The sequence below is a fragment of the Sphingomonas sp. P4_G2 genome (assembly GCF_056401155.1).
In genome coordinates this window covers 47,200-69,109 of the sequence record NZ_JBFUJY010000011.1, presented here as the reverse complement: position 1 = coordinate 69,109, position 21,910 = coordinate 47,200, and the positions used below count along the sequence as shown (strand labels likewise).

General features: G+C 64.8%; 21 protein-coding genes. 10 read left to right on the top strand and 11 right to left on the bottom strand.

Features of this window, described 5'->3' with window-relative positions; all coding sequences use genetic code 11:
- Positions 1 to 82: 82 nt before the first annotated feature.
- From fabI to ku, 8 genes are all read right to left on the bottom strand, one after another.
- Positions 83 to 886, bottom strand: a complete 804-nt coding sequence (gene fabI / locus AC1DRD_RS21190; protein ID WP_478029844.1) for an enoyl-ACP reductase FabI — start codon at positions 884 to 886, stop codon at positions 83 to 85.
- Complete coding sequence (locus tag AC1DRD_RS21185; protein ID WP_478029843.1) at positions 883 to 1,827, bottom strand: YihY/virulence factor BrkB family protein; 945 nt, start codon at positions 1,825 to 1,827, stop codon at positions 883 to 885. The genes fabI and AC1DRD_RS21185 overlap by 4 nt, the downstream gene beginning before the upstream one ends.
- Positions 1,828 to 1,845: 18 nt before the next feature.
- Positions 1,846 to 2,775, bottom strand: a complete 930-nt coding sequence (locus AC1DRD_RS21180; RefSeq protein ID WP_478042932.1) for a DnaJ C-terminal domain-containing protein — start codon at positions 2,773 to 2,775, stop codon at positions 1,846 to 1,848.
- A gap of 49 nt (positions 2,776 to 2,824) precedes the next feature.
- Positions 2,825 to 3,247, bottom strand: coding sequence for a hypothetical protein (locus AC1DRD_RS21175; protein ID WP_478042931.1), 423 nt, complete (start codon positions 3,245 to 3,247; stop codon positions 2,825 to 2,827).
- Positions 3,244 to 4,143, bottom strand: coding sequence for a transglutaminase family protein (locus AC1DRD_RS21170; protein ID WP_478042930.1), 900 nt, complete (start codon positions 4,141 to 4,143; stop codon positions 3,244 to 3,246). The genes AC1DRD_RS21175 and AC1DRD_RS21170 overlap by 4 nt, the downstream gene beginning before the upstream one ends.
- A gap of 10 nt (positions 4,144 to 4,153) precedes the next feature.
- Positions 4,154 to 6,640, bottom strand: coding sequence for a circularly permuted type 2 ATP-grasp protein (locus AC1DRD_RS21165; protein ID WP_478029840.1), 2,487 nt, complete (start codon positions 6,638 to 6,640; stop codon positions 4,154 to 4,156).
- A gap of 202 nt (positions 6,641 to 6,842) precedes the next feature.
- Positions 6,843 to 9,350 (bottom strand): DNA ligase D, encoded by a 2,508-nt coding sequence (gene ligD / locus AC1DRD_RS21160; protein WP_478042929.1) that lies wholly within the window; start codon positions 9,348 to 9,350, stop codon positions 6,843 to 6,845.
- 104 nt (positions 9,351 to 9,454) lie between these two features.
- The gene (gene ku, locus AC1DRD_RS21155; protein ID WP_478042928.1) at positions 9,455 to 10,348 is read right to left on the bottom strand and encodes a non-homologous end joining protein Ku; all 894 of its coding nucleotides are present in this window, start codon (positions 10,346 to 10,348) and stop codon (positions 9,455 to 9,457) included.
- Positions 10,349 to 10,573: 225 nt separating this feature from the next.
- Between ku and pdxH the strand changes: the two genes are divergently transcribed.
- From pdxH to AC1DRD_RS21135, 4 genes are all read left to right on the top strand, one after another.
- Positions 10,574 to 11,155, top strand: a complete 582-nt coding sequence (gene pdxH, locus AC1DRD_RS21150) for a pyridoxamine 5'-phosphate oxidase (RefSeq protein ID WP_478042927.1) — start codon at positions 10,574 to 10,576, stop codon at positions 11,153 to 11,155.
- On the top strand, positions 11,155 to 12,102 hold the full coding sequence (locus AC1DRD_RS21145) for a cation diffusion facilitator family transporter (protein ID WP_478042936.1): 948 nt from the start codon (positions 11,155 to 11,157) through the stop codon (positions 12,100 to 12,102). The genes pdxH and AC1DRD_RS21145 overlap by 1 nt, the downstream gene beginning before the upstream one ends.
- Positions 12,103 to 12,113: 11 nt before the next feature.
- A complete protein-coding gene (locus AC1DRD_RS21140) occupies positions 12,114 to 12,911 on the top strand; it encodes a PhzF family phenazine biosynthesis protein (RefSeq protein ID WP_478042926.1) in 798 nt (265 codons plus the stop codon).
- Between the two features lie 243 nt (positions 12,912 to 13,154).
- Positions 13,155 to 13,562 carry an acyl-CoA thioesterase gene (locus AC1DRD_RS21135; protein WP_478029835.1) on the top strand — a complete coding sequence of 136 codons (408 nt, stop codon included), beginning with the start codon at positions 13,155 to 13,157 and terminating at the stop codon, positions 13,560 to 13,562.
- 6 nt (positions 13,563 to 13,568) lie between these two features.
- On the opposite strand, the gene mnmA is transcribed toward AC1DRD_RS21135, so the two are convergent.
- Complete coding sequence (mnmA, locus tag AC1DRD_RS21130) at positions 13,569 to 14,681, bottom strand: tRNA 2-thiouridine(34) synthase MnmA (protein ID WP_478042925.1); 1,113 nt, start codon at positions 14,679 to 14,681, stop codon at positions 13,569 to 13,571.
- Positions 14,682 to 14,831: 150 nt separating this feature from the next.
- Here mnmA and AC1DRD_RS21125 point away from each other — a divergent pair, with 150 nt between their 5' ends.
- From AC1DRD_RS21125 to AC1DRD_RS21110, 4 genes are all read left to right on the top strand, one after another.
- Positions 14,832 to 15,059, top strand: a complete 228-nt coding sequence (locus AC1DRD_RS21125) for a hypothetical protein (protein WP_478029833.1) — start codon at positions 14,832 to 14,834, stop codon at positions 15,057 to 15,059.
- A gap of 104 nt (positions 15,060 to 15,163) precedes the next feature.
- Positions 15,164 to 15,463: a CtrA inhibitor SciP gene (sciP, locus tag AC1DRD_RS21120; protein WP_066588249.1), complete on the top strand. Its 300-nt coding sequence runs from the start codon at positions 15,164 to 15,166 to the stop codon at positions 15,461 to 15,463.
- A gap of 103 nt (positions 15,464 to 15,566) precedes the next feature.
- Positions 15,567 to 15,839, top strand: coding sequence for a GlsB/YeaQ/YmgE family stress response membrane protein (locus tag AC1DRD_RS21115; RefSeq protein WP_478029832.1), 273 nt, complete (start codon positions 15,567 to 15,569; stop codon positions 15,837 to 15,839).
- Between the two features lie 18 nt (positions 15,840 to 15,857).
- Positions 15,858 to 16,112 (top strand): GlsB/YeaQ/YmgE family stress response membrane protein, encoded by a 255-nt coding sequence (locus AC1DRD_RS21110; protein ID WP_066811332.1) that lies wholly within the window; start codon positions 15,858 to 15,860, stop codon positions 16,110 to 16,112.
- Between the two features lie 98 nt (positions 16,113 to 16,210).
- Here AC1DRD_RS21110 and AC1DRD_RS21105 read toward each other — a convergent pair whose 3' ends face one another.
- Both AC1DRD_RS21105 and AC1DRD_RS21100 read right to left on the bottom strand, forming a co-directional pair.
- A complete protein-coding gene (locus tag AC1DRD_RS21105) occupies positions 16,211 to 16,936 on the bottom strand; it encodes an SIMPL domain-containing protein (RefSeq protein ID WP_478042924.1) in 726 nt (241 codons plus the stop codon).
- Between the two features lie 107 nt (positions 16,937 to 17,043).
- Complete coding sequence (locus AC1DRD_RS21100; RefSeq protein WP_478029830.1) at positions 17,044 to 17,304, bottom strand: GlsB/YeaQ/YmgE family stress response membrane protein; 261 nt, start codon at positions 17,302 to 17,304, stop codon at positions 17,044 to 17,046.
- Positions 17,305 to 17,543: 239 nt separating this feature from the next.
- On the opposite strand from AC1DRD_RS21100, the gene AC1DRD_RS21095 reads away from it, so the two are divergent.
- Together AC1DRD_RS21095 and AC1DRD_RS21090 are read left to right on the top strand one after the other, a co-directional pair.
- Positions 17,544 to 18,722, top strand: coding sequence for an efflux RND transporter periplasmic adaptor subunit (locus tag AC1DRD_RS21095; protein WP_478029895.1), 1,179 nt, complete (start codon positions 17,544 to 17,546; stop codon positions 18,720 to 18,722).
- 13 nt (positions 18,723 to 18,735) lie between these two features.
- Positions 18,736 to 21,888 carry an efflux RND transporter permease subunit gene (locus AC1DRD_RS21090; RefSeq protein ID WP_478042923.1) on the top strand — a complete coding sequence of 1,051 codons (3,153 nt, stop codon included), beginning with the start codon at positions 18,736 to 18,738 and terminating at the stop codon, positions 21,886 to 21,888.
- Positions 21,889 to 21,910: the final 22 nt, after the last annotated feature.

The following is a 21,910-nucleotide window of genomic DNA, read 5'->3' as shown; positions in this document are numbered from 1 at the left end:
TGGGAGAGGGGGAGTACGGCATAGGAGCGTCCCCGACTGCCCCTCTCCCCGACCCTCTCCCCGAGGGGAGAGGGAGATTGCATCACACCAATGCGATATCCGGCGCGTCTTCGGCCTTCATGCCGATGACGTGATAGCCGGCATCGACATGGTGAACTTCGCCGGTGACGCCCGACGACAAGTCGCTGAGGAAATAGAGCGCCGATCCGCCGACATCCTCGATCGTGACGTTGCGCTTGAGCGGCGAGTTCAATTCGTTCCACTTCAGGATCAGACGGAAATCGCCGATCCCGCTCGCCGCCAGCGTCTTGATCGGCCCGGCCGAGATCGCATTGACGCGGATATTGTCGCGGCCGAGGTCAACCGCGAGATATTGCACGCTGGTCTCCAGCGCCGACTTGGCGAGACCCATCACATTGTAATGCGGCACGACCTTCTCGGCGCCGTAATAGCTGAGGGTCAGCAGCGATCCGCCATTGGGCATCATCGCCGCCGCACGCTGCGCCACCGCGGTGAACGAATAGACGCTGATGTTCATCGTCATCAGGAAGTTTTCGAGCGTCGTGTCGGCATAGCGTCCGCGCAGCTCGTTCTTGTCGGAAAAGCCAATCGCATGGACGACGAAGTCGATCGTCGGCCAGCGCTCGGTGAGCGTCGCGAAGGTCTGGTCGAGCGCCGTCATGTCGCTGACGTCGCAATCGATCAGGAAGTCGGAGCCAAGTTCCGCCGCGAGCGGACGCACGCGCCGCTCGAGCGCCTCGCCCTGATAGCTGAACGCCATCTCGGCGCCCGCCTCGCGCAATTTCTTGGCGATACCCCAGGCCAGCGAGCGGTCGTTGGCGAGACCCATGATGAGTCCGCGCTTGCCCTGCATCAGTCCGGTCATGCCGCTTCAAACTCCGTTTCTGTTGTCGGGCTCCCCCTTACGTCCTCCAACGGCGTTTCGGCTAGTGCTGCGTTTAAATGCGCGCCGATCGAAATGCCGAGGCCGACGATCCAGAAGAAGAGCAAGGTGACGATCACCCCTGCCAGGCTGCCATAAGTCAGGTCGTAATTACTGAGCTTCGCCAGGAATACCGGCAGCAACGCGGTCGCGCTGATCCACCACACGGTGGTGAATGCGGCGCCCGGCCAGCGCGGACAGCCCTTTTTGCGATATTTGCCCGGCGTCACCGAGAAGAACAGCATGTAGAGCGCGAAGTACATGATGAGACCGGGGATGATCCGCGACCAGCCAACCCATTGGGCGACCTCGGCGGCCCAGGGGACCAACCGATAGATGAACTGCTGGGTCACGGTCAGCACGCCCTGGATCAGGAAGGCGAGCAGCGCGAGGATGACCGACCCGACGATCACCGCCATCGATCCCAGCCGGTAATGCCAGAACGGTTTTTCAAAGGTCACGCCATAGGCCCTGCGGAAGATGTCGCGGATCGTCTCGACGAAACTGCCGACCGACCACAAGGCGACCAGCCCGCCCAGGATGAGGAGCGAGCCGGTCCGCGCCGCCAGCACGTCGGCGATCGGCTTGCGCAGCAGATCGGCGACGCTGCCGGGAAGCGTCGACAGGAACGAGTCCACCGCACGAAGTGCCTCCGCGCTCTGTCCGAATAGCGAACCGATCGCCGCCGCGAGGATGAAGAAGGGAAAAAGCGTCAGCAGCGCCAGATAGGCGATGTTGCCCGCATACATGAAGCCATTGGCGAAGATGCCGACAAACACGCGCTTGGTGATGATCCAGGCGCGGACCGGTAGCGGTTTTCCCTCTCGCTCGCGATAGCCGCGAAGCCCGCGCGCTTCGGGCGAAAGAGGGGAAAGATGCGACATACAGGACCGTAACCGACGTCAGACGCCGAGGTTGCCGCGCGGATTCCTGTCATTGTCCTTCCAGCCCTGGACGAACTCGACCAGCGCGTCGTCATCGACCGGCAGGTCGACCATCAGGGTGACGAGCTGGTCGCCGCGCCCGCCACCTTTCCGGTGGAAACCTTTGCCCTTCAGCCGCAGCGTCTTGCCTGAGCTCGACCCCTTGGGGACCGTCAACATGACCGCGCCGTCCGCGGTCGGCACACGGACGCTCGCACCGAGTACCGCCTCGGACAGGCTGATCGGCAGGTCTATCCGGATGTCATCGCCGTCGCGGTTGAAGAACCGGTGCGGCTGGATCTCGATCGTGACGATCGCATCGCCATTGCCGCCAGGGCCGGGCTGTCCCTTGCCGCTCAGCCGCATCTGGGTTCCGGATTCGACTCCGGCCGGCAGCTTGAGATCGATCGTCTTGCCGTCGGCGAGCGTGATCCGCTGCGGCGCCAGCGTCGCGGCGTCGGTGAACGGAACGGTCAGGCGATAGGCGACATTGGCGCCCTTCGGCTGCGGCCGACGCCCGAATCCGCCGGCAAAGCCGCCGCCGGCGCCACCGGTTCGGCCGCGACCGCCGAACAGCCCTTCGAACAGGTCGCTGAAGTCGCCCGCCTGCTCGCCGCCGAAATCGGCGCGGAAACCGCCCTGAGGTGCGCCGCCACCGCCGCCGAAACCGAACGGCGCGGCAGGGTTGCCATCGCCGTCGATCTCGCCGCGGTCGAAGCGCGCGCGTTTGTCCTTGTCGCTCAACAGGTCATAGGCCGACGTCACCTGACTGAACTTCTCCGCCGCTTTGGGATTGTCGGTATTGCGGTCTGGATGCAGTTCCTTCGCCAGCTTGCGATAGGCTTTCTTGATATCCGCTTCGGTCGCGGTCCGGGACACGCCCAGCAGGGTATAGGGATCAGCTGCCATTTCGCGCGCTATTTGGGGGATTGCACGGCCAAGCGCAAATGAAGAGCGTTCAGTCCGCGAGCATGTCGAGCGTCAAATGATCGCCGAACGCCGATAACAGCCGCTGTCGCAGAGCCACGGCGCCGAGATCGGCTGGCAGATCGGCTGTGTGAATAGCGCATGCCGGAACCGCGACCAGCTGATAGGCATCGATTTTTGCGCGGTCGGTGCTATAAACATCCGTCCAGTCGAATACGAACAAACCGCGCCTGGCCAGATCGAGAAAGCTCGTGGCATCGCCATCCTCGACGAGAGCAGTGGCCTCGCCGACAACCGGTAACTGAAGAAGTCGATACTCCAGATCGGATAGATCCACGGGGCCGCCGAAAACGCTTTCCGGAATCGGTCCGGCGCCGGCAGTCACGACCGCCGCTAAACAGCCCGCAATGTCGCTGACGAGCCACGCAAAGTCGTATCCTGCTGCATCGATCATTGATGCCATGCCGGTACGTCGCCGACCGGTGCGACGTCGACCGACACGTCCATCTTCTGCGCGCCCGATCCCAGCACGATGCCGTCGATCGGCGCGATCTCGGCATAGTCGCGGCCGATCGCCATGATGACATGGTCGCTCGCCATCCAGATGCCGTTGGTCGGATCGACTCCGACCCAGCCGCGCGCCGGACCGCACCACAGCATCACCCAGGCATGCGTCGCATCGGCGCCGATCAGCCGCTCCTGTCCGGGCGGCGGGATCGTGCGGATATAGCCGCTGACATAGGCGGCCGGCAGGCCGGCGGCACGCAGGCCGGTGATCATGATCTGGGTCAGATCCTGGCACACGCCGCGGCGTTTCAGGAATGCCTCGCGCGGCGGGGTATCGACCAGGGTCGCGGTCGGATCGAACGCGAAATCGCGCTGGATGCGTTGCGCCAAGGCGATCCCCGCTTCCAGCGCGTTGCGGTCGGGGTCGAGATCCTGCGCGCACCACGCCGCGATATCGGCATCGAGCGGGATCAGCGGCGACGGGTAGAGATAGGCCGAGGGGCCAGCAGCCGAAAGATCGCGATTCGCCCGCGCCAGCGCCGCGACCTCGGCCAGCATCGGGTCGTCGGGCTGCGGCATCGGCACCATGCGGTCGACCGTGACGCGCGAGACGCTTTCGATCGTCAAATTGCGGACGCGTTCAGTGACGACCAGCCGGGTCACGTTGGCGAGGCCGGCTTCGGCCAGCGCCGGTCGCGTCTCACCGGCCGGTGTCACCGCCAATTCGTAATGCTCGACCTGTTGCCCCGACCACAGGATCGGCTTGAGTCGCAAGTTGCAGCGCGCGAAAGCGACCGGCCGACCATAATCGAACCGCGTGACGTGCCGGATATCGTAGATCACGCCCCAAATCTCACGCCAGGATAAGCCCGCCCGCGCGCAACGGTTCCGCGCCTTGCAGGAAATACCGGCGTGCAATGGCGTCGGACAATTGCGCGAGCTGGCGTTCGGCGTCGTCGAGCTGACCCTTGTCGAGCCGCGTGGCGCTCGCCGTCGACAGCAAAGCGCACAGCGCGCGGGCCTCGGCCTGCTGCTCTTCGGGCACGCCGTCGTCATTGAGCACCGGGAGCTCGGCGAGATGCTCGGCGATGCGGTCGGCCTGATAGGCGAGGCTGCGCGGATTGCCCGGATCGAGCGCGACCAGGTCGATCACCGGCACGCGCGCGATCCCGGTCAGATAACGCTGGCGGTAACCTATCTGGCTGTCGGCGAGGTCGAGCAAGGTGGTGAGATCGTCGCTCGATGCCCCGGTCATGCCGAAGGTGCGGACCAGCCGCGCCACGGCCAGCCCGCGTTCGACTCGGCGGCCGAGATCGTGGAAGCGCCATGCCGCGGTACGGCCCATATGCTCGGCCGACAGGCCCGACAAAGCGGCATAGCGCCGCTGCAATGAGCCGCAGCGATCGAGCATCGATCCCTTGGTCGGATGCGGCGCGTCGAGCAGGCGCACGACGTCGGCCGACAGCCGGTCGCGAGACACCTGGGCGATGGTCCGCGCCATGCGGTTGATCGCCGGGATGTTGTTCCAGCCGTCGAGCGCGTCGAGCGCGGTCCGTGCGAGCTGGACGAGGTCGGGGCGCTTGAGGTGCGCGGGATGCGCCGCGGCGCCGGCGGCGACCACCAATCCCGCCATCCGTCCGACCGTGTCGTGGTCGAGCGCGGCACCGGCATCGGCATCGATCGAATTGCCGAGCATCGCGCGGACGATCGCCAGCAAGGCCTCACCGCGTTCGAGATAGCGGCCTAGCCAGTAGAAATTGTCCGCCACCCGGCTGGGCAACGTCCCAGGATTGCGCCGGATTTGGGTACTGTCGGGCGCCGGCAGCAGCGAGGTGGGTGGCACCGGATCGGGGCTGTAGATCGCGACATCGGCCGACCAGATCCCCTCGCCCATCACCGCGGCCCGGATATCGGGATGCTCGCCGATCCGCGCAAAACCGCCGGGCATCACCGTCCAGTCGCCATCGACGCCGCGCGCCGCGAATACGCGCAAGGTAAAGGGCCGCGCTGCCAGTTCGTGATCGGCCACCACCGGCATGGTCGACAGCCGGACCAGTTCCTGCCCGACATAATCCTGCGGCCGCCGCGCCATGTCGTCGAGCAGCGCCTGGCGCGCCTCGGCCGACAATTCGGATCCCTGGACCGCACCATCGGGCAGGCCGAGCGGGTTCACGCCGAACGCCGGCGCGATCATCAAACTGTCGAGCCGCGCCTCCACCGTCGCGCGCGCGACTGCATCGCCGCACCACCAGGTCGCGATATTGGGCAGCTTGAGCTTCTCGCCGATAATCCGCTCGGCCAATGCCGGCAGGAACGCCTGCAGCGCCGGCGCCTCGAGCACGCCGGCGCCTGGCGCATTGGAGATCAGCACATTATGCGCGGCAAACGCATCGATCAGCCCGGCGACGCCGATCGTCGAATGCGAATCGAACGCGAGCGGATCGAGCATGCGCGGATCGGCACGCTGCCACAGCGCATCGACGCGTTTGAGCCCGGCAATGGTGCGGACATAGAGCCGATCCTCGGCCACCGCCAAATCGGCGCCTTCGACCAGCAGGAAACCGAGATAGCGCGCGAGATGCGCCTGTTCGGCATAGCTGGCGTTCCAGCGGCCGGGGGTGAGCAGACCGATGCGGGGCTCGGCGCGCTTGCACAAAGCGGCGAGACCGTCGCGGAACGCGGTGAAGAACGGCGCGTGGCGAAGGATATTGAGGCGCCCCTGCAACCCGCCGAGAGTCCGCGACGTCGCGAGGCGGTTTTCTAGTGCATAGCCAGCGCCGGCCGGCGCGCGCAGGTGATCGGCGAGCACGCGCCATTCGCCATCGGGACCTCGTCCGAGATCGAACGCGGCGAACTGGAGCTGATAGCCGCCGGGCAGAGTCAGCCCGACCATCGGTCGCAGGAACAGCGGACTGCCGTTGACCAAGGCGGCGGGAATCGCACCGTCGGCGATCAGGGCGCCTTCGCCATAGATATCGGCGAGGATGGTTTCGATCAGCCCGGCGCGCTGCGCGACGCCTTCGGCGATCGCTTTCCATTCGCCTTCGGCAATCAGCAGCGGGACCGGCGAGACCGGCCAGGGCCGCTCGTCCGAGTCGCCGGCGACACGAAACCCCGTACCGATGTCCTCGGCGTGGCGCTGGACTCGTTCCTGGGCGTGCGCGAGGTCGTCGCCCGCAGCGACAGCGAGTTCCTCGAACGCCGCGGTCCAGGCGCTCTGATCCCCGCTGGCGACGACATCGCCCGCGCCATCGCCGACCCGCCCGCGATAGTCCGCCAACCAGCGCGCGGCATGCGCCGCGGCGTCGAACAAACCTTCGCTGAGTGCGTGACTGGCCAATGGGGCCTCCCCTTGGGAAAGGCTAACCACCACAAACCATGCTGCGTGGCAACATGGATTGAGATTGCGCAGACCTCTAATTCGTTATGCCGGGCTCGTCCCGGCATCCAATGTGCAGGTTAGCGAGAAGCTCGACCCGCTTATCTTGCGCTTGCCGCCCGTTGGACCCCGGCACAAGGCCGGGGTGACGGTTGGGGGCGGGTCAAAGGTCGGGCAGCACCTGCCTGGCGATTCCCCACCCCGCCAAATCCTTCGACGAGGCACGCTTCAGCAACTCGTCCTGATCGCCGACATGCCACTTTGCCGGCGTGTCGAGATCGCCTAGCTCCGCCCAGGTCACCGGCACCGCGACCGGTGCCTTGGCGCGCGCCCGCGCCGTATACGGCATCACCGCCGTCGCGCCGCGCTGGTTGCGCAGCCAGTCGAGGAAGATCTTCCCCTTGCGCTTGGCCTTGGACATGGTCGCGGTGAAGCGATCGGGCTCGGCCTGGGCCATCGCTTGGCAGAAGCGATCGGCGAAATCCTTGACCGCCGGCCATTCGGCCTCGGGCGTCAGCGGCACGACGACATGAACGCCCTTGCCCCCCGACACCATCGCGAAACTGACCAGCCCGATCTCGGCGAGATGCGCCTTGATCTCGGCCGCCGACTTCTTGACCTCGGCGAACCCCAGCCCCTCGTCGGGGTCGAGGTCGAACACCAGGCGATCGGGCTTTTCGACATCGGCGACCGACGATCCCCAGCCGTGGAACTCGATCGTTCCCATCTGGACGCATTGCAGCAGCCCGTCAGCGTCATCGACATAAAGATAGGGTTCGACCGACCCATCCTTCTCCTTGATCTTCACGTGCTTGACGTGCTCACCGAACGACCCGGCGTCATGCTTCTGGAAGAAGCAATGCTTGCCGCGCCCTTGCGGGCAGCGAACCAGGCTGATCGGCCGGTTCGCGATCCATTGCAGCGCGACCGGCGCCATCGCTTCGTAGAAAGCGGCGAGATCGCCTTTGGTCACCGTCGAATCGGGAAAGATCAGCCGGTCGGGATGCGTGATCTTGACGCTCGACGCTTTCGGCTTGGGCGCAGGCTTGGCTTTTTCCTCGACCACCTCTTCGGCCTCCTTGTCGCCGCGCAGCCCCAGGAAGCTCGGATGCCGCAGGACCTTGTCGGGCGTCGTTTCGGTATAGGCAATTTCGGCGACGAGCTTGGGCGTGACCCAATGCACGCGCCGGGTCGCCGCGCGCGGCGCTTCGACCGTCGGCGTTTTGCGCGCGAGGCGATCGAGCTTGGCGCGGAGATCGTTCATCGTCTCGACCGAAAAGCCGGTGCCGACCTTACCCGCATAGCGCAGTTTGCCGTCTTCGTTCACCCCGAGCAGCAGCGCGCGAAAGCCGCGCGACTTGTCGCTCTCGGTCCAGCCGACGATGACGAATTCCTGGCGGTGCAGGCATTTGACCTTGAGCCAGCTTTGGGTGCGCCGGCCGGAATAGGGCGCGTCGGCGCGTTTGCAGACGATCCCTTCATAGCCTTCGCGGCACATCGCCTCGAACAATTTCTCGCCTTCGCCGACGATATGCTCGGCATATTGCAGCCGCGCATCGGCACCCTCGAGCAGCGGGCGCAAGCGTTCCTTGCGCTGGACCTGGGGCAATTTGGCGAGGTTTTCGCCGTCGAGTTCGAGCAGGTCGAACGCGAACAAGGTCATCTCGCCGTCGTTGGAGATGGCGTCCTTCAGGGTCGAGAAATCGGGGTGGCCGTCCTTGAACGCGACGATCTCGCCATCGATCAGCGCCGATCCGACCGGCAGCTTGGCTGCCGCATCGGCGATGGCGTGGAACTTGTCGGTCCAGTCGAGGCCGTTACGCGTATAGACCTTGGCCTTACCGCCGCCGATCGCGATCAGCGCGCGATAGCCGTCATATTTGACTTCGTGGATCCAGCCGGCACCGGTGGGGACGGAGTCGACCAGGGTGCAGAGTTGCGGTTCGCGGAATTTGGGCATCTTGGCGTCGCCCCGGCGCAGGCCGGGGCCGCTGCGTTGCGCGGTGGAATCCGAGCCACCCGGCGGCCCCGGTCTCCGCCGGGGCGACGTACTGGCGGAACGCAGCTTCTTCCAACTGGCCAGCTCTTTCGCCTTCTTGCCGCTGGCGATCTCGGCCATCGAGCGGCCGGTCTTGACGCTGGTCACGGCATTTTCGACCAGATCGTCCGAACCGCCGGCATAGTCGTCGTCGATCTTGCGCAACAGCCAGTTGGTATTGGGCTCCTTGCCGCGCGGCTTGAGCCGGATCAGCAGCCATTCGCCCTTCATCCGCTCGCCGTGGAGGATGAAGTGGAGATGCCCCTCCTCCAGATCCTTGGCCGATTTGCCGGGGAACGGTTCCCACCAGCCGTCGTCCCACAGCATCACCGTGCCGCCGCCATATTCGCCTGCGGGGATTGTCCCTTCAAAATCGGCGTAGCTGATCGGATGGTCTTCGGTCTGGACCGCGAGGCGCTTGTCGTCGGGGTTGAGGCTGGGGCCGCGCGTGACCGCCCAGCTCTTCATCACACCATCGACCTCGAGCCGCAGATCCCAGTGCAGCCGCGTTGCGTCGTGCTTTTGGACCATGAAGCGATGCCCCGCGTCGGCGGCGCGTTCGCCCTTGGGTTCGGCTGTCTTCGAAAAGTCGCGCTTGGCGTTATATTTGGCGAGAGGGTCGCGGTCAGCCACGGACCGCCCCCTTCGTCACACCAGCGCAAGCTGGGGTCTCGTGCGGCAAGGGCGCGACGAGAGCCTCTTGAGACCGCAGCTTTCGCTGGGGTGACGGACGGTGATCAGGCACGCTTCTTTGCCGACGCGGCGCGTGCCGGGGCCTTTTTGTGCGCGGTCTTCTTGGTCGCAGTGACGCTGGTCTTCTGCGCCGGGTGCGAGGAGGGCTTCTCGATCGATTTCTTGAGCGCCGCCATCAGGTCGATGACATTGGATCCCGACCGGCCGGTGCCCGCGTCATCCTTGTCCTCGATGATCTTGCGCCGCGACTTCTGCTTGGCCTTGCGCGCGATCAGGTCTTTCAGCGCATCGACATAATGGTCGTGGAACTTCGCCGGATCGAACTTGGCGGATTTCTTGTCGATCAGCGTGGTCGCGAGGTTGAGCAGATCCTGATCGGGCTCGTTATCGGGGATATCGCGGAAATAGCCCTGGGCGCGGTTGACTTCGCCGGCGTAACGCAACGTCTCGAGCACCATGCCGCGACCACAGGGTTTCAGGCTGACGACATATTCGCGCCCGCGCATCGCCAGTTGGCCGATCCCGACCTTCTTCGCGCGGCGCAATGCCTCGCGCAGCACGATGAACGCCTCTTCGGCCAGGTCGTCGGCGGGAACGACGAAATAGGGCCGTTCGTAATAGAGGACGTCGATCTCATCCATGTCGACGAATTGGGTGAGTTCGAGCGTCTTTTTCGATTCGAGCTTCACCGCGTCGATCTCGTCCTGGTCGAGCAGGACATATTCGCCTTTCTCATATTCGAATCCCTTGACGATCTCGTCGGGGTCGACCTCACCGATGCCGGGCACGGTCTTCTCGTATTTGATCCTCTTGCCCGAAGGTTCGTGGATCTGGTGGAACGCCACTTGCGCGCCCGATTTGGTCGCCGTGTAGATTTCGACCGGGATCGAGACGAGCGCCAGCCTGATCTGTCCCTGCCAATAGGCCCGTGCGGCCATGGGTCACCTCCGTTGCGAAACCGATTCAATCGACGAGCGGCGGAGTCGTTCCCCCTAATTCCTCCCCGGAACGGGGAGGGGGACCATGCGGCGTTAGCCGCGTGGTGGAGGGGGCCCGCGACCAAGACGCCGCATGCGAGAAGGCTAATGGCTCGTGGACCCCTCCACCATTGCTTCGCAATGGTCCCCCTCCCCGTTCCGGGGAGGATCAGGTAAGGGCACCCTATGAGCACCGATCCCTTCGCCCTGTTCGACAGCTGGTTCGCCGAAGCGCGTGAGAGCGAACCCAACGATTCGAACGCGATGGCCCTCGCCACCGCGGACGCGAACGGACGTCCCTCAGTGCGGATGGTGCTGCTCAAGGGCCATGGTCGCGACGGCTTCGTCTTCTACACCAACCGCGGGAGCCGCAAGGCAGGGGAGATGGCGGCCAATCCGCACGCCGCCTTGCTGTTCCACTGGAAGTCGCTGCGCCGCCAGATCCGGATCGAGGGCAGCCTGAGCCTTGCGACCGATGCCGAGTCCGACGCCTATTTCGCCAGCCGCGCGCGCGATTCGCAGCTCGGCGCCTGGGCCTCCGACCAGTCGCGCCCGCTCGACGCGCGCGAGACGTTCGAGGCGCGATACGAGCAGGCGAAGGCCCGGTTCGAGGGGCAAGACGTCCCGCGCCCGCCGCATTGGGGTGGTTATCGCCTGACCCCGACCCATATCGAATTCTGGCAGGATCGCGCGCATCGCTTGCACGAACGCCGTGTATTCGACCTTGCTGGCGACGGGACCTGGTCCGAAGGATTGCTCTATCCATGATGACCGAGAGCGAACGCCGCCGCATCATCCCCTTCGCGATCCGTGCCGCGCTGGCCAGCGTGGCGATGGCGCTGTTCCTGCTCGCGCTCAAGAGCTACGCGGCCTGGTCGACCGGATCGGTGGCGATGCTTGGCAGCCTCGCCGATACCGGGCTCGACCTGCTGGCCAGCCTGGTCACGCTCTACGGCGTCAAGATCGCCGCCGAGCCCGCCGATCACGACCATCGTTTCGGCCATGGCAAGGCGGAAGCGCTGGCCGCGCTATTTCAGGTCGGGCTGATCACGCTGTCCGCCGCGGGTATCGCCTGGCGTGCCGTCCTGAAGTTCGGCGACAATAGCCAGACAGCTGAGGCCGAGTTCGGCATTGGCGTGTCGATCGTCGCGATCCTCGCTACTTTTGCTTTGCTCGCTTATCAACGCTCGATCATCCGAAAAACCGGATCGGTCGCGATCATGGCGGACAAGGTCCATTACCAGTCGGACCTGTTCCTCAACCTGTCGGTAATCGCCGCGATCGTGCTCGATCAATATCTGGGCTTGCGCGGCGCCGACCCGATATTCGGCATCATCATCGCCGCCTGGCTCGCCTGGGGCGCGTTCCAGGCGTCGTCCAACGCCATCGACCAGTTGATGGACAAGGAGTGGCCCGAGGATTTGCGCAAGCAATTCATCGAAGTCGCGGCGCGGCAGGAAGGATTGAAGGGTATCCACGATTTCCGCACGCGGCGATCGGGCAGCCACGAATTCGCGCAATTCCATATGGAAGTCGGCCGCGACCTGACCGTCGCGCAATCGCATGAGGTGGTCGAGCGCGTGGAGAACGCGCTGCATCGGGCCTTTCCCAGGGTGGAAGTGCTGATCCATGTCGACCCCGAGGGCCATGTCGACACCGACAACCCGCTGGTCGAAGCCGATGTGACGCCGCACTGGTTCGGCAAGCGTATCTAAGGAGACTGGAAGTGAGGTTACCGATCGCGCAGATCGACGCATTTGCGCGTCATGCCTTTGAGGGCAATCCGGCAGCAGTGATGCCGCTCAACGACTGGCTCGACGACGAATTGCTGCAGAAGATCGCCGCCGAGAACAATCTGTCCGAGACCGCTTTCCTGGTCGCGTCGGACGATGACGGCGTCGATTTCGACCTGCGCTGGTTCACGCCCGCGGTCGAAGTGGTGATGTGCGGCCATGCGACGCTGGCGAGCGGGCATTTCGTGTTGTCGTCGGACCCCGACCGCGAGCGTGTTCGCTTCCGCACGCGCAAGGCTGGAACGCTCGAGGTCGCGCGGGCTGGCGGCAGCTACGAACTGGCGCTGCCCGCCTGGGTACCTTCGCCCAAGCCGCTGCCGGACATCATCGCGGGGCTGGGCATCGACAGAGCGGTCGAGACATTGTGGCATGAGCATCGCTATGCGCTGATCGTGCTGGAGACCGCCGATCAGGTGCGCGCGCTCGCGCCCGATTTCCGCGCGCTGGCGGCGGGCGGCGACCTCCTTACCATCGCGACGGCGCCGGGCGACGGTACCGACATCATCAGCCGTGCCTTCGCGCCCGGCGGCGGGATCGACGAGGATCCGGTGACGGGGTCAGCGCATGCGGTCGCGGTACCCTATTGGGCGAAGCGTCTGGGACGCGACAGGTTCACCGCATACCAGGCCAGTTCCCGGGGCGGGTATCTCGACTGCCGGCTGGAGGGCGATCGGGTGATTCTCGGCGGGAATTGCGTGACGGTGCTCGAAGGCACGTTTCTCTTGGGCTGACCAAAAAAATCCTCCCCGTTTACGGGGAGGGGGACCAAGGCGCGCAGCGGCTTGGTGGAGGGGGTGCGCCCCACGCCATGATGTAGGTGTTGAGAACCCCCTCCACCACTCGCTGCGCGAGCGGTCCCCCTCCCCGTCCCGGGGAGGATTTATGCTCCCCCACCCCTCGCGCCCGCTTTCCGTAGCGTCCGTTTATCCCATAGAAAGTTCGCTATTTTTCGCCACAAGCGCTATATTCCCGGCGTGACCGACCATGCCCTCCCACACGACTTCCCGATCGGCATCGATCCCGCCGACATCGACTTCATGGGGCACGTCAACAATGCCTCCTATCTGAAGTGGGTGCAGGACGCGGTGCTGAGCCATTGGCAGAAGATCGCGCCGGCCGAGGCCGTCGCAAGCCTGCTCTGGGTCGCGCTCAAGCATGAGATCACCTATCGCAAGCCGACCTTCCTCGACGACGAGGTGATCGCCACCGTCCTGCTCGAAAAGGTCCAGGGTGCCCGTGCTTTCTATCAGACGGTCATCCACCGCGGCGAAGAAGTGCTGGCCGAGGTCAAATCGAGCTGGTGCTGCATCGACGCCCAAACGCTGCGCCCCGCGCGGCTGGCGTCGAGTGTGATCGAACGGTTCTTTCCCAAAGCCGAATAGCGGCAATCACGCCGCCAGCGCTGTTTCCACCGCTTGCGTTTCCTCGATCCAGCCGCCGCCGAGCACGCGATCGCCGGCATAGAGCACCGCCGCCTGACCCGGCGCGACGCCATATTCCGGATCGTCGAACAAGACCCGGTCGCCGGCGAGCCGCGCGGGGACCGGCTTGGCGAGGCTGCGCACCTTGGCGGTAATCGGCCCGCTATAATCGCCGCCCAGCCAGTTGATGTCCGACAGCCGCGCCGAGGCGACGCCGAGCGCGGCGCGCGGGCCGACGATCACGCGGCGAGTCGCGGGATCTAAACGAACGACATAGAGCGGCTCGGGGCTGCCGCCGATTTCGAGCCCGCGGCGCTGGCCGATGGTGAAATGGATCAGCCCCTTATGCTCGCCGAGCTTGCGGCCAGCCAGGTCGACGATATCGCCTCCGGCTTCCGCTTCGGGCCGCAACTTCTTGACCAGGCTCGCATAATCGCCGTCGGGGACGAAGCAGATATCCTGGCTGTCGGGCTTGGCGGCGACGCCCAGACCCAGTTCGGCGGCAAGCTCGCGGACGCGCGGCTTGGGTAAGTCGCCCAATGGAAAGCGCAGGAAATCGAGCTGATCGCGTGTCGTCGCGAACAGGAAATAGCTCTGGTCACGGGCCGGATCGGCAGCGCGATGGAGTTCGGCGCCCTCGGGTCCTTCGACTCGGCGGACATAATGGCCGGTCGCCAGGCAATCGGCGCCGAGATCGCGCGCGAGTCGGAACAGGTCGGTGAATTTGGGACCCATATTGCAGCGGACGCAGGGAATCGGGGTGCGCCCGGCGACATATTCATCGGCGAACTGATCGATCACCGCGTCGCGAAATGCGCTTTCATGATCATGGACATAATGCGCGATGCCGAGCCGATCGCAGACGGCGCGCGCATCGCGGATGTCGCGCCCGGCGCAACAGCTGCCCGCGCGCCCGACCGCTTCGCCATGATCGTAAAGCTGGAGCGTGATGCCGATCGTCTCCGCGCCCGTGCGCGCGGCGAGCGCGGCCACGACCGACGAATCGACTCCGCCCGACATGGCGACGACGATGCGCTTGCCCGACAGATCGGGGCCTAGTTGGAAGTCGACTTCGGTCATTGCTGTGTGGCGCTCAATAGGGATGCCGGCCCACTTTGCCTAGGCAAGCCGCAGCCGTGCGAGGTTAAGCTCCCGCGAACACCGTCTTTACCGACCTTTAGGGCAAAATGGGTAGACCCTCGATTCTGTTGAACGCGGGTGAGTAAAAGCGTGGACCTGAGTTATCTGAGATTCGATCACGATGCGTCGGTCGCGGTGTTGCCACCCGACCTGGCCGTGCTCATGGTCGGCATCTCGGCACGCCAGGCAGCAAGCCCGACCGCGCTCATTCAGACTCGCCAATTTCCGCGAGTGATTGAATCCTCGGCCTTCTTCCCACCCTCCGGCGCATTCGACGCGCAAGTCGCGGCGCGGATCGCGGATTGGGGCCAAGCATGAAGGGCGTGTTTACCTAGACGCTTCAATGGATGTTCAAGTCCGGCCGCTAATGGTCGTTTTTAGCCAAAGTGAGTGGGGGCCCCCCGCCCCAATCGAGGTAGTGAATGATTGAGAACCAGAAAATACGCCCTGCCAAGGTGATCGGCCCCCTCGGGGAACCGCTGACTCTCGAGACGCTGCCTCCGGCGGATACGACGCGCTGGGTCGTGCGCCGCAAGGCCGAGGTCGTGGCGGCGGTCAATGGCGGCCTGCTGAGCGTCGATGAAGTGTGCGACCGGTACAATCTGACCGTCGAGGAATTCGCTGGCTGGCAGCGCGCGATCGATCGCTCGGGCATGCCCGGACTGCGCGTGACGCGTATCCAGCATTACAAGAGCCTGTACGAGCGCCAGCAGAAATACTGACGCGCCGCCCCCGTTTCAAAACGGGGGCGGAACATATATTCCTTCTGAAGAGTCGTAACCCCAAGACCGATCGCATCAGATCGCGTCGAATAGGAGGGTTGCGATGTACTGGATTCTTCTGATCGTTATCGGAGGCGTGATCGGCTGGCTGGCGAGCATCGTCATGCGCACCGACGCCCAGCAGGGCCTCATTCTCAATATCGTCGTCGGCATCGTCGGGTCGTTCATCGGCAATTATCTGCTGGGCCCGCTCTTCCCCGGCAGCGGATCGATCGCCAGTTGGCCGCCGTCGATCGGCGCGCTGGTCGCCGCATTCGTCGGCGCGGTGGCCCTGCTGCTCGTCCTCAACCTTATCAATCGCGGTCGCGCGCGGTAACCGGCGGGAGATCGGCACATGCTTGAGAACATCATCATCTGGCTGGTCGTCGGCGGGCTTGCTGGCTGGCTGGCCAGCCTGGTCGTGCGCGGCGGCGGATCGGGGATCATCGTCAATATCGTCGTTGGGATCATTGGCGCGGTCATCGCCGGTTGGCTGTTCGGCGCCGATATCAACCAGGCGATCACGATCAGGACGTTCATCTATTCGGTAGCCGGCGCGATCATCTTGCTGGCAGTCCTCGCCCTGATCAACCGCGGGCGGTTTCGCTAGAGTCTGTTTCGGTTACGGTGCCGGTCCGCTCAGCGAAGCTGAAAACAACGCGAACAAACGGAGGGGCCGTTCCCATCTTGGGAGCGGCCCCTTTCTCGTCATTTGAGCAGGAAGCGCACCGTGATCGTCACCGTCACGTCGCTCTCGCCCGGCATCACCTGCGTGTCGGCCGCCTTGGCGGCAGCCATGCGATAGACCGGCATCGGCGGCGGCGGTCCGGCGATTTCTCCGCCTTCGGCAATCGTCAGGATGCGCGACACCGATAGGTCAGCCGCCTTGGCATAAAGCTGCGCGCGCGCCTGGGCACGCTTGACCGCATCGACTCGCGCTTCGTCGAGCGCGGCATCGGGCTGGTCGAGCGAGAGATTGGGCCCGTCGATCTGGTTGGCGCCCTGCGCTACAAGCGCGTCGAGGATCGCACCCGATTTGGCGATGTCGCGGAAGCGAATCGAGACATTGTTGGTCGCCTGATAGCCGGTGATGACCGGCGGTTTGTTGTCCTCGTAGCGATATTGCGGTTGCAGCGAGACATTGGCGGTGGCGATGTCGCGCGGCTGGATGCCTGCGCGCTTCAGCGCCGACAGGACCGCGCTCATGCGATTGGCGTTGTCGGACAGTGCCGCCGCGGCGGAGGGTGCCTGGGTGACGACACCGGCGCGGATCGTCGCCAGATCGGGAACGCGCGTGGTCTTGCCGGTTGCGGTGACGTCGAGCAGGGTCCCGTCCGGGATCACCGCCGGAGCGACGGGCATCGTCTGAGCGAGCGCGGGAGCGACCGCGATCGATGACAGGGTGATGACGGCGGCAGTGGCAAGCAAACGCATATGTCCTCCAGACATGACGGATCATTCCGTCCTCGGCGGCCGTGCCACAGGGCGGACTACACCAACCTGAACGAGGTCGCGGCCTTACGCGAACACGCCATCACGCTCTATACGCGACGACTGACCACCACCCGGTACAAAGCGAGCAGCACGATCGCGCCGGCGGTTGCCGCCGCGTAATTCTGCCAGCCGCCGACCAAGGTCCAGTTCATCGTCTGCGCGACAAAGCCGGCCAGCAATGCGCCGGCGATGCCGATCAGGATCGTGACGATGAACCCGCCGGGATCCTTGCCCGGCATGACGAACTTGCCCAACACGCCGGCGACAAGGCCGATCAGCAGCCATCCCAGAATCGATCTTTCGGGCATCGAACTTCCCTCCTTACCGCCTTTTTAATCGGCGGTTCTGCATCGTCCGCCCAAAGCGCCGGCAAATGCAACCGTTTCCGACACGAAATGGCGTTACCGATTGCGATTCGGGGCCGAAAAGGACATTATTGGAGTAGCGCACCGAGCCTCTTGAGGTCGGTGCTTTATTTCTATAATACAGTTCCAACGGAGGCCCTGATGGTGCCTCAATGACAGGGCACATGGGGAACGTGGCTGACATGAATTACGAGTCGAGCGGCATGTACGCGCTCACCGACGAAACCGCGACGCCGCGGCGTCGCTGGCTGGTCCTGGGCGGGATCGGCGCAATCATCGTCGTGCTGATCGCTGCCTTCTTCATGATGCGTCCGGCCGCCAAGCCCGCGGCAGGGACCGGCGGCACGACCGCCAGCGGCGCGCCCGAGGACCAGATGCCGACCGTGTCGGTGGGGTCGCCGGGGAGCAATTCGGTCGACCGCATGGTGTCGGCGACGGGGTCGCTCGCCGCGCGGGTCGATATGCCTGTCGGCGTCGCCGGCGAAGGCGGCCGGGTGACCGCGGTGCTGGTGCAGCCGGGCCAATGGGTCGCCGCCGGCCAGACCCTCGCGACTGTCGACCGCTCGGTCCAGGTGCAGACCGCCAGCAGCCTTGCCGCGTCGATCGCGGTGGCCAAGTCGGACGCCGATATCGCGCTGAGCGAATATAACCGCGCCAAGGCGCTGGTCGACCGCGGTTTCATCTCCAAGGCCGATCTCGAACGCAAGGGAGCGACGCTCGCGGCAGCCAATGCCAGGGTGAAGGTCGCGCAGGCGCAGCTCGCCGAGACGCAGGCGCGCAACGGGCGGCTCGATATCCGGGCGCCCGCCGCCGGCCTGGTGCTGGCGCGCATGGTCGAGCCCGGCCAGATCGTTAGCTCGGGCTCGGGCACGCTGTTCCGTATGGCCAAGGGCGGCGAGATGGAGCTCAGGGCCGAAGTGGCCGAGGGCGACATCAAGGGCATCTCGGTCGGCTCGCGCGCCCAAGTGACGCCGGTCGGCGGCAGCCAGTCGTTCGCCGGCCAGGTGTGGCAGCTGCCCCCGGTCATCGATCCGCAGTCTCGTCGCGGCATCGTCCGCATCGCGATCCCGTTCGACGCCACCTTGCGCCCGGGCGGCTTCGCCGCGGCGACGATCTATGGCGGCGCGAACACGTCGCCGATCCTGCCGAACTCGGCGATCCAGACCGACGCGACCGGCAATTTCGTTTATATCCTGGACAAGGACGACAAGGTCGAGCGCCGCGCGATCAAGACCGGCGAAGTGACCGATCGCGGCGTCGCGATCGTTCAGGGCCTGGTCGGTAACGAGCGCGTGGTGTTGTCGGCGGGGGCGTTCCTGAGCCCCGGCCAGAAGGTCAAGCCACAGCTGCGCAAGCTTTGAAGAGGGCGTTCGCATGAGCTTCCGCAACATATCCGCCTGGTCGATCCGCAACCCGGTCCCCAGCCTCGTCCTGTTCTTCATGCTGACGGTGGCCGGCCTGGTCAGCTTCGCGACGATGCAGGTCAACAATGATCCGGATATCGATTTTCCGGTCGTGATCGTTTCGGTCAGCCAACCGGGCGCCGCGCCGACCGAACTCGAGAATCAGGTCACGCAGAAGGTCGAGGCAGCGGTCCGCAGTCTGTCGGGAATCGACGAGATCAACTCGAACGTGACCGAGGGCAGTTCGGTCACCATCGTCCAGCTCGACATCGGCACGCCGATCGATCGCGCGGTCGAGGATGTGCGCAGCGCGCTGCAACAGATTCGCGGCAATTTGCCCGACGGTATCCTCGAGCCGCAGGTCGAACGCGCCAACACCACCGGCAATGACCTCGCCAATTATGCCGCGATCTCGACCGACATGACGATCGAGCAGCTGAGCTGGTACATCGACAATACCGTCACCAAGGAATTGCAGTCGGTGTCGGGCATGGCGACGGTCGAACGCAATGGCGGCGTCAGCCGCGAGATCCGGGTCAAGCTCGATCCCGACAAGCTTCAGTCGCTCGGCCTGACCGCCAGCCAGGTCAACGCACAGCTGCGCCAGGTCAATATGAACGCCGCGGGCGGCCGCGCCGAGATTGCGGGCTCCGAACAGACCGTGCGCGTGCTCGGCAATGCCAAGGACGCCTATGCGCTCGGCCAGACGCAGATTTCGGCCGGTGGCGGTCGCATGGTGCGCCTGACCGATATCGCCACCGTGGTCGATCAGTTCGCCGAACAGCGGTCGGCGTCGCAGCTCAACGGCGCGCAGGTCATCTCGTTCGACTTCCAGCGCGCCAAGGGCGCGTCGGACGTCACCGTGTTCCATGGCGCCGAGAAGAAGCTCGCCGACCTCGAGAAGAAGAATCCCAAGGTCAAGTTCAAGCTGATCTTCAACAACGTCCAATATGCCGAGATGCAATATCACTCGGCGATGGAAGCGATGTACGAAGGCGCGGGCCTGGCCGTCCTCGTCGTGTTCCTGTTCCTGCGCGACTGGCGCGCGACCGCGATCTCGGCGCTGGCCATCCCGCTATCGGCGATCCCCACCTTCTTCGTGATGCAACAACTCGGCTTCACGCTCAATCAGATGACCTTGCTCGCATTGAGCCTGGTCGCCGGCGTGCTGGTCGACGACGCGATCGTCGAGATCGAGAACATTGTTCGGCACATGCGCATGGGCAAGACCGCCTATCAGGCGGCGATCGACGCCGCCGACGAGATCGGCCTGGCGGTGCTCGCGACGACCATGTCGATCGTCGCGGTGTTCCTGCCGGTCGGCCTGATGCCGGGCGTGTCGGGCCAGTTCTTCAAGAATTTCGGCCTGACCGTCGTCGCCTCGGTGCTGATGTCGCTGGCCGTCGCGCGTCTGCTGACACCGATGATCGCGGCCTATTTCCTCAAGGCCAAGGGCCATGCCTCGCATGGCGAAGGCCGGATGATGAACTGGTATATGGCGGCTTTGCGCTGGACGCTGCGCCATCGCTGGTCGTCGATCGTGGCGGGCGCGGTAGCCTTGGCGTTGACGGTGGTCTTCTTCGCCATCCTGCCGCAATCGTTCCAGCCCGATCAGGATCAGGACGCATCGACGGCGAGCATCGAAATGGTGCCCGGTACGACCCTGGCCCAGACTCAAGCGGTGGTCGACAAGGTCGCGGCCCTGCTCAAGAAGCAGCCGCAGGTCGAGGACGTCTATTCACGCGCGTTCGTCGGCAACGGCCGTGTGACCGCGATCTTCAAGAAGGACAAGGATCTCAAGAGCGTCCAGTTCGAGCGCCAACTGGCGCCGACCCTGGCCGCGATCCCCGACGCGCGTGTCTCGTTCCGCTCACAGCAGGGTTGGGGATCGAGCGGGCGCGACATCACCATCGTGCTGGGGGGCGACGACCCGAAATTGCTGACCTCGACCGCGCAGACGATCGTGCAGCAGCTGTCGAAGCTTAAATCGGTCACGGCGCCGCGTATCCAGGGCGATCTGCAACAGCCCGAACTGGTGGTCAGCCCGCGATTCGATCTCGCTGCCAATCTGGGCGTGACGACGCAGGCGCTGTCGAGCGCGGTGCGCCTCGCCACCTTGGGCGATATCGACCAGAACAAGGCAAAATTTTCGCTCAGCGATCGCCAGGTGCCGATCACCGTCGCGCTCGAACAATCGGCGCGCTCGCGGATGGCGACGATCCAGAACATTCCGGTATCGACAATCAATGGCGGATCTGTACCGCTGTCGACCGTTGCCGATATCAGCTTCGGCGCCAGCCCATCGAAGATTCAACGTGTCCAGTTGCAGCGCCAGCTGACGATCGGCGCTGATTTGGGCCTCAATCCCAAGACCGGCAAGCCGTTGGTGTCGAGCCAGGCGTGGAAGGAAATCAACGCGCTGCCGATCATGCAGCATTTGCCCAATGGCGTGCAGCAACTGACGCTCGGTCAGGCCAAATGGCAGGCAGAGATGATCTACAACTTCCTGGTCGCGGTGGTGGCCGGCGTGTTCCTGGTGTTCGCGGTGTTGGTGCTGCTCTATCGCCGCGTCCTGCCGCCGTTCGTCAACATGGGCTCACTGCTGCTGGCGCCGCTGGGCGGGTTGATCGCCTTGTGGATCGCCGGTCAGCCGATCTCGATGCCGGTCTATATCGGCTTGCTGATGCTGATCGGGATCGTCGCCAAGAACTCGATCCTGCTGATCGACTTCGCGTTGGAAGAGATGAGCAAAGGCGTGCCCAGCCTGGCCGCGATCGAGGATGCCGGTCACAAGCGCGCGCAGCCGATCGTCATGACCACGGTCGCGATGGTGGCGGGCATGGTGCCGACCGCAGTATCGCTGTCGGGCGATGCGTCCTGGCGCGCGCCGATGGGCATCGTCGTGATCGGCGGGTTGATCCTGTCGACCGTGCTGACATTGCTGATCGTGCCGGCCAGCTTCAGCCTGGCGATCGGGATCGAGGAATGGGCCGGGCCGTGGCTGCGCCGCGTGCTGCTGACCTATCGTCCCGGCGACGATAGCCGGCCGATACTCGACCATCCGGATGCACCCAAGCCGATTGGCTATGACCATGGCGAACAGGGGCCGCAACCGGCCGAATGACGACCGGTTGCATAAGGAGGGC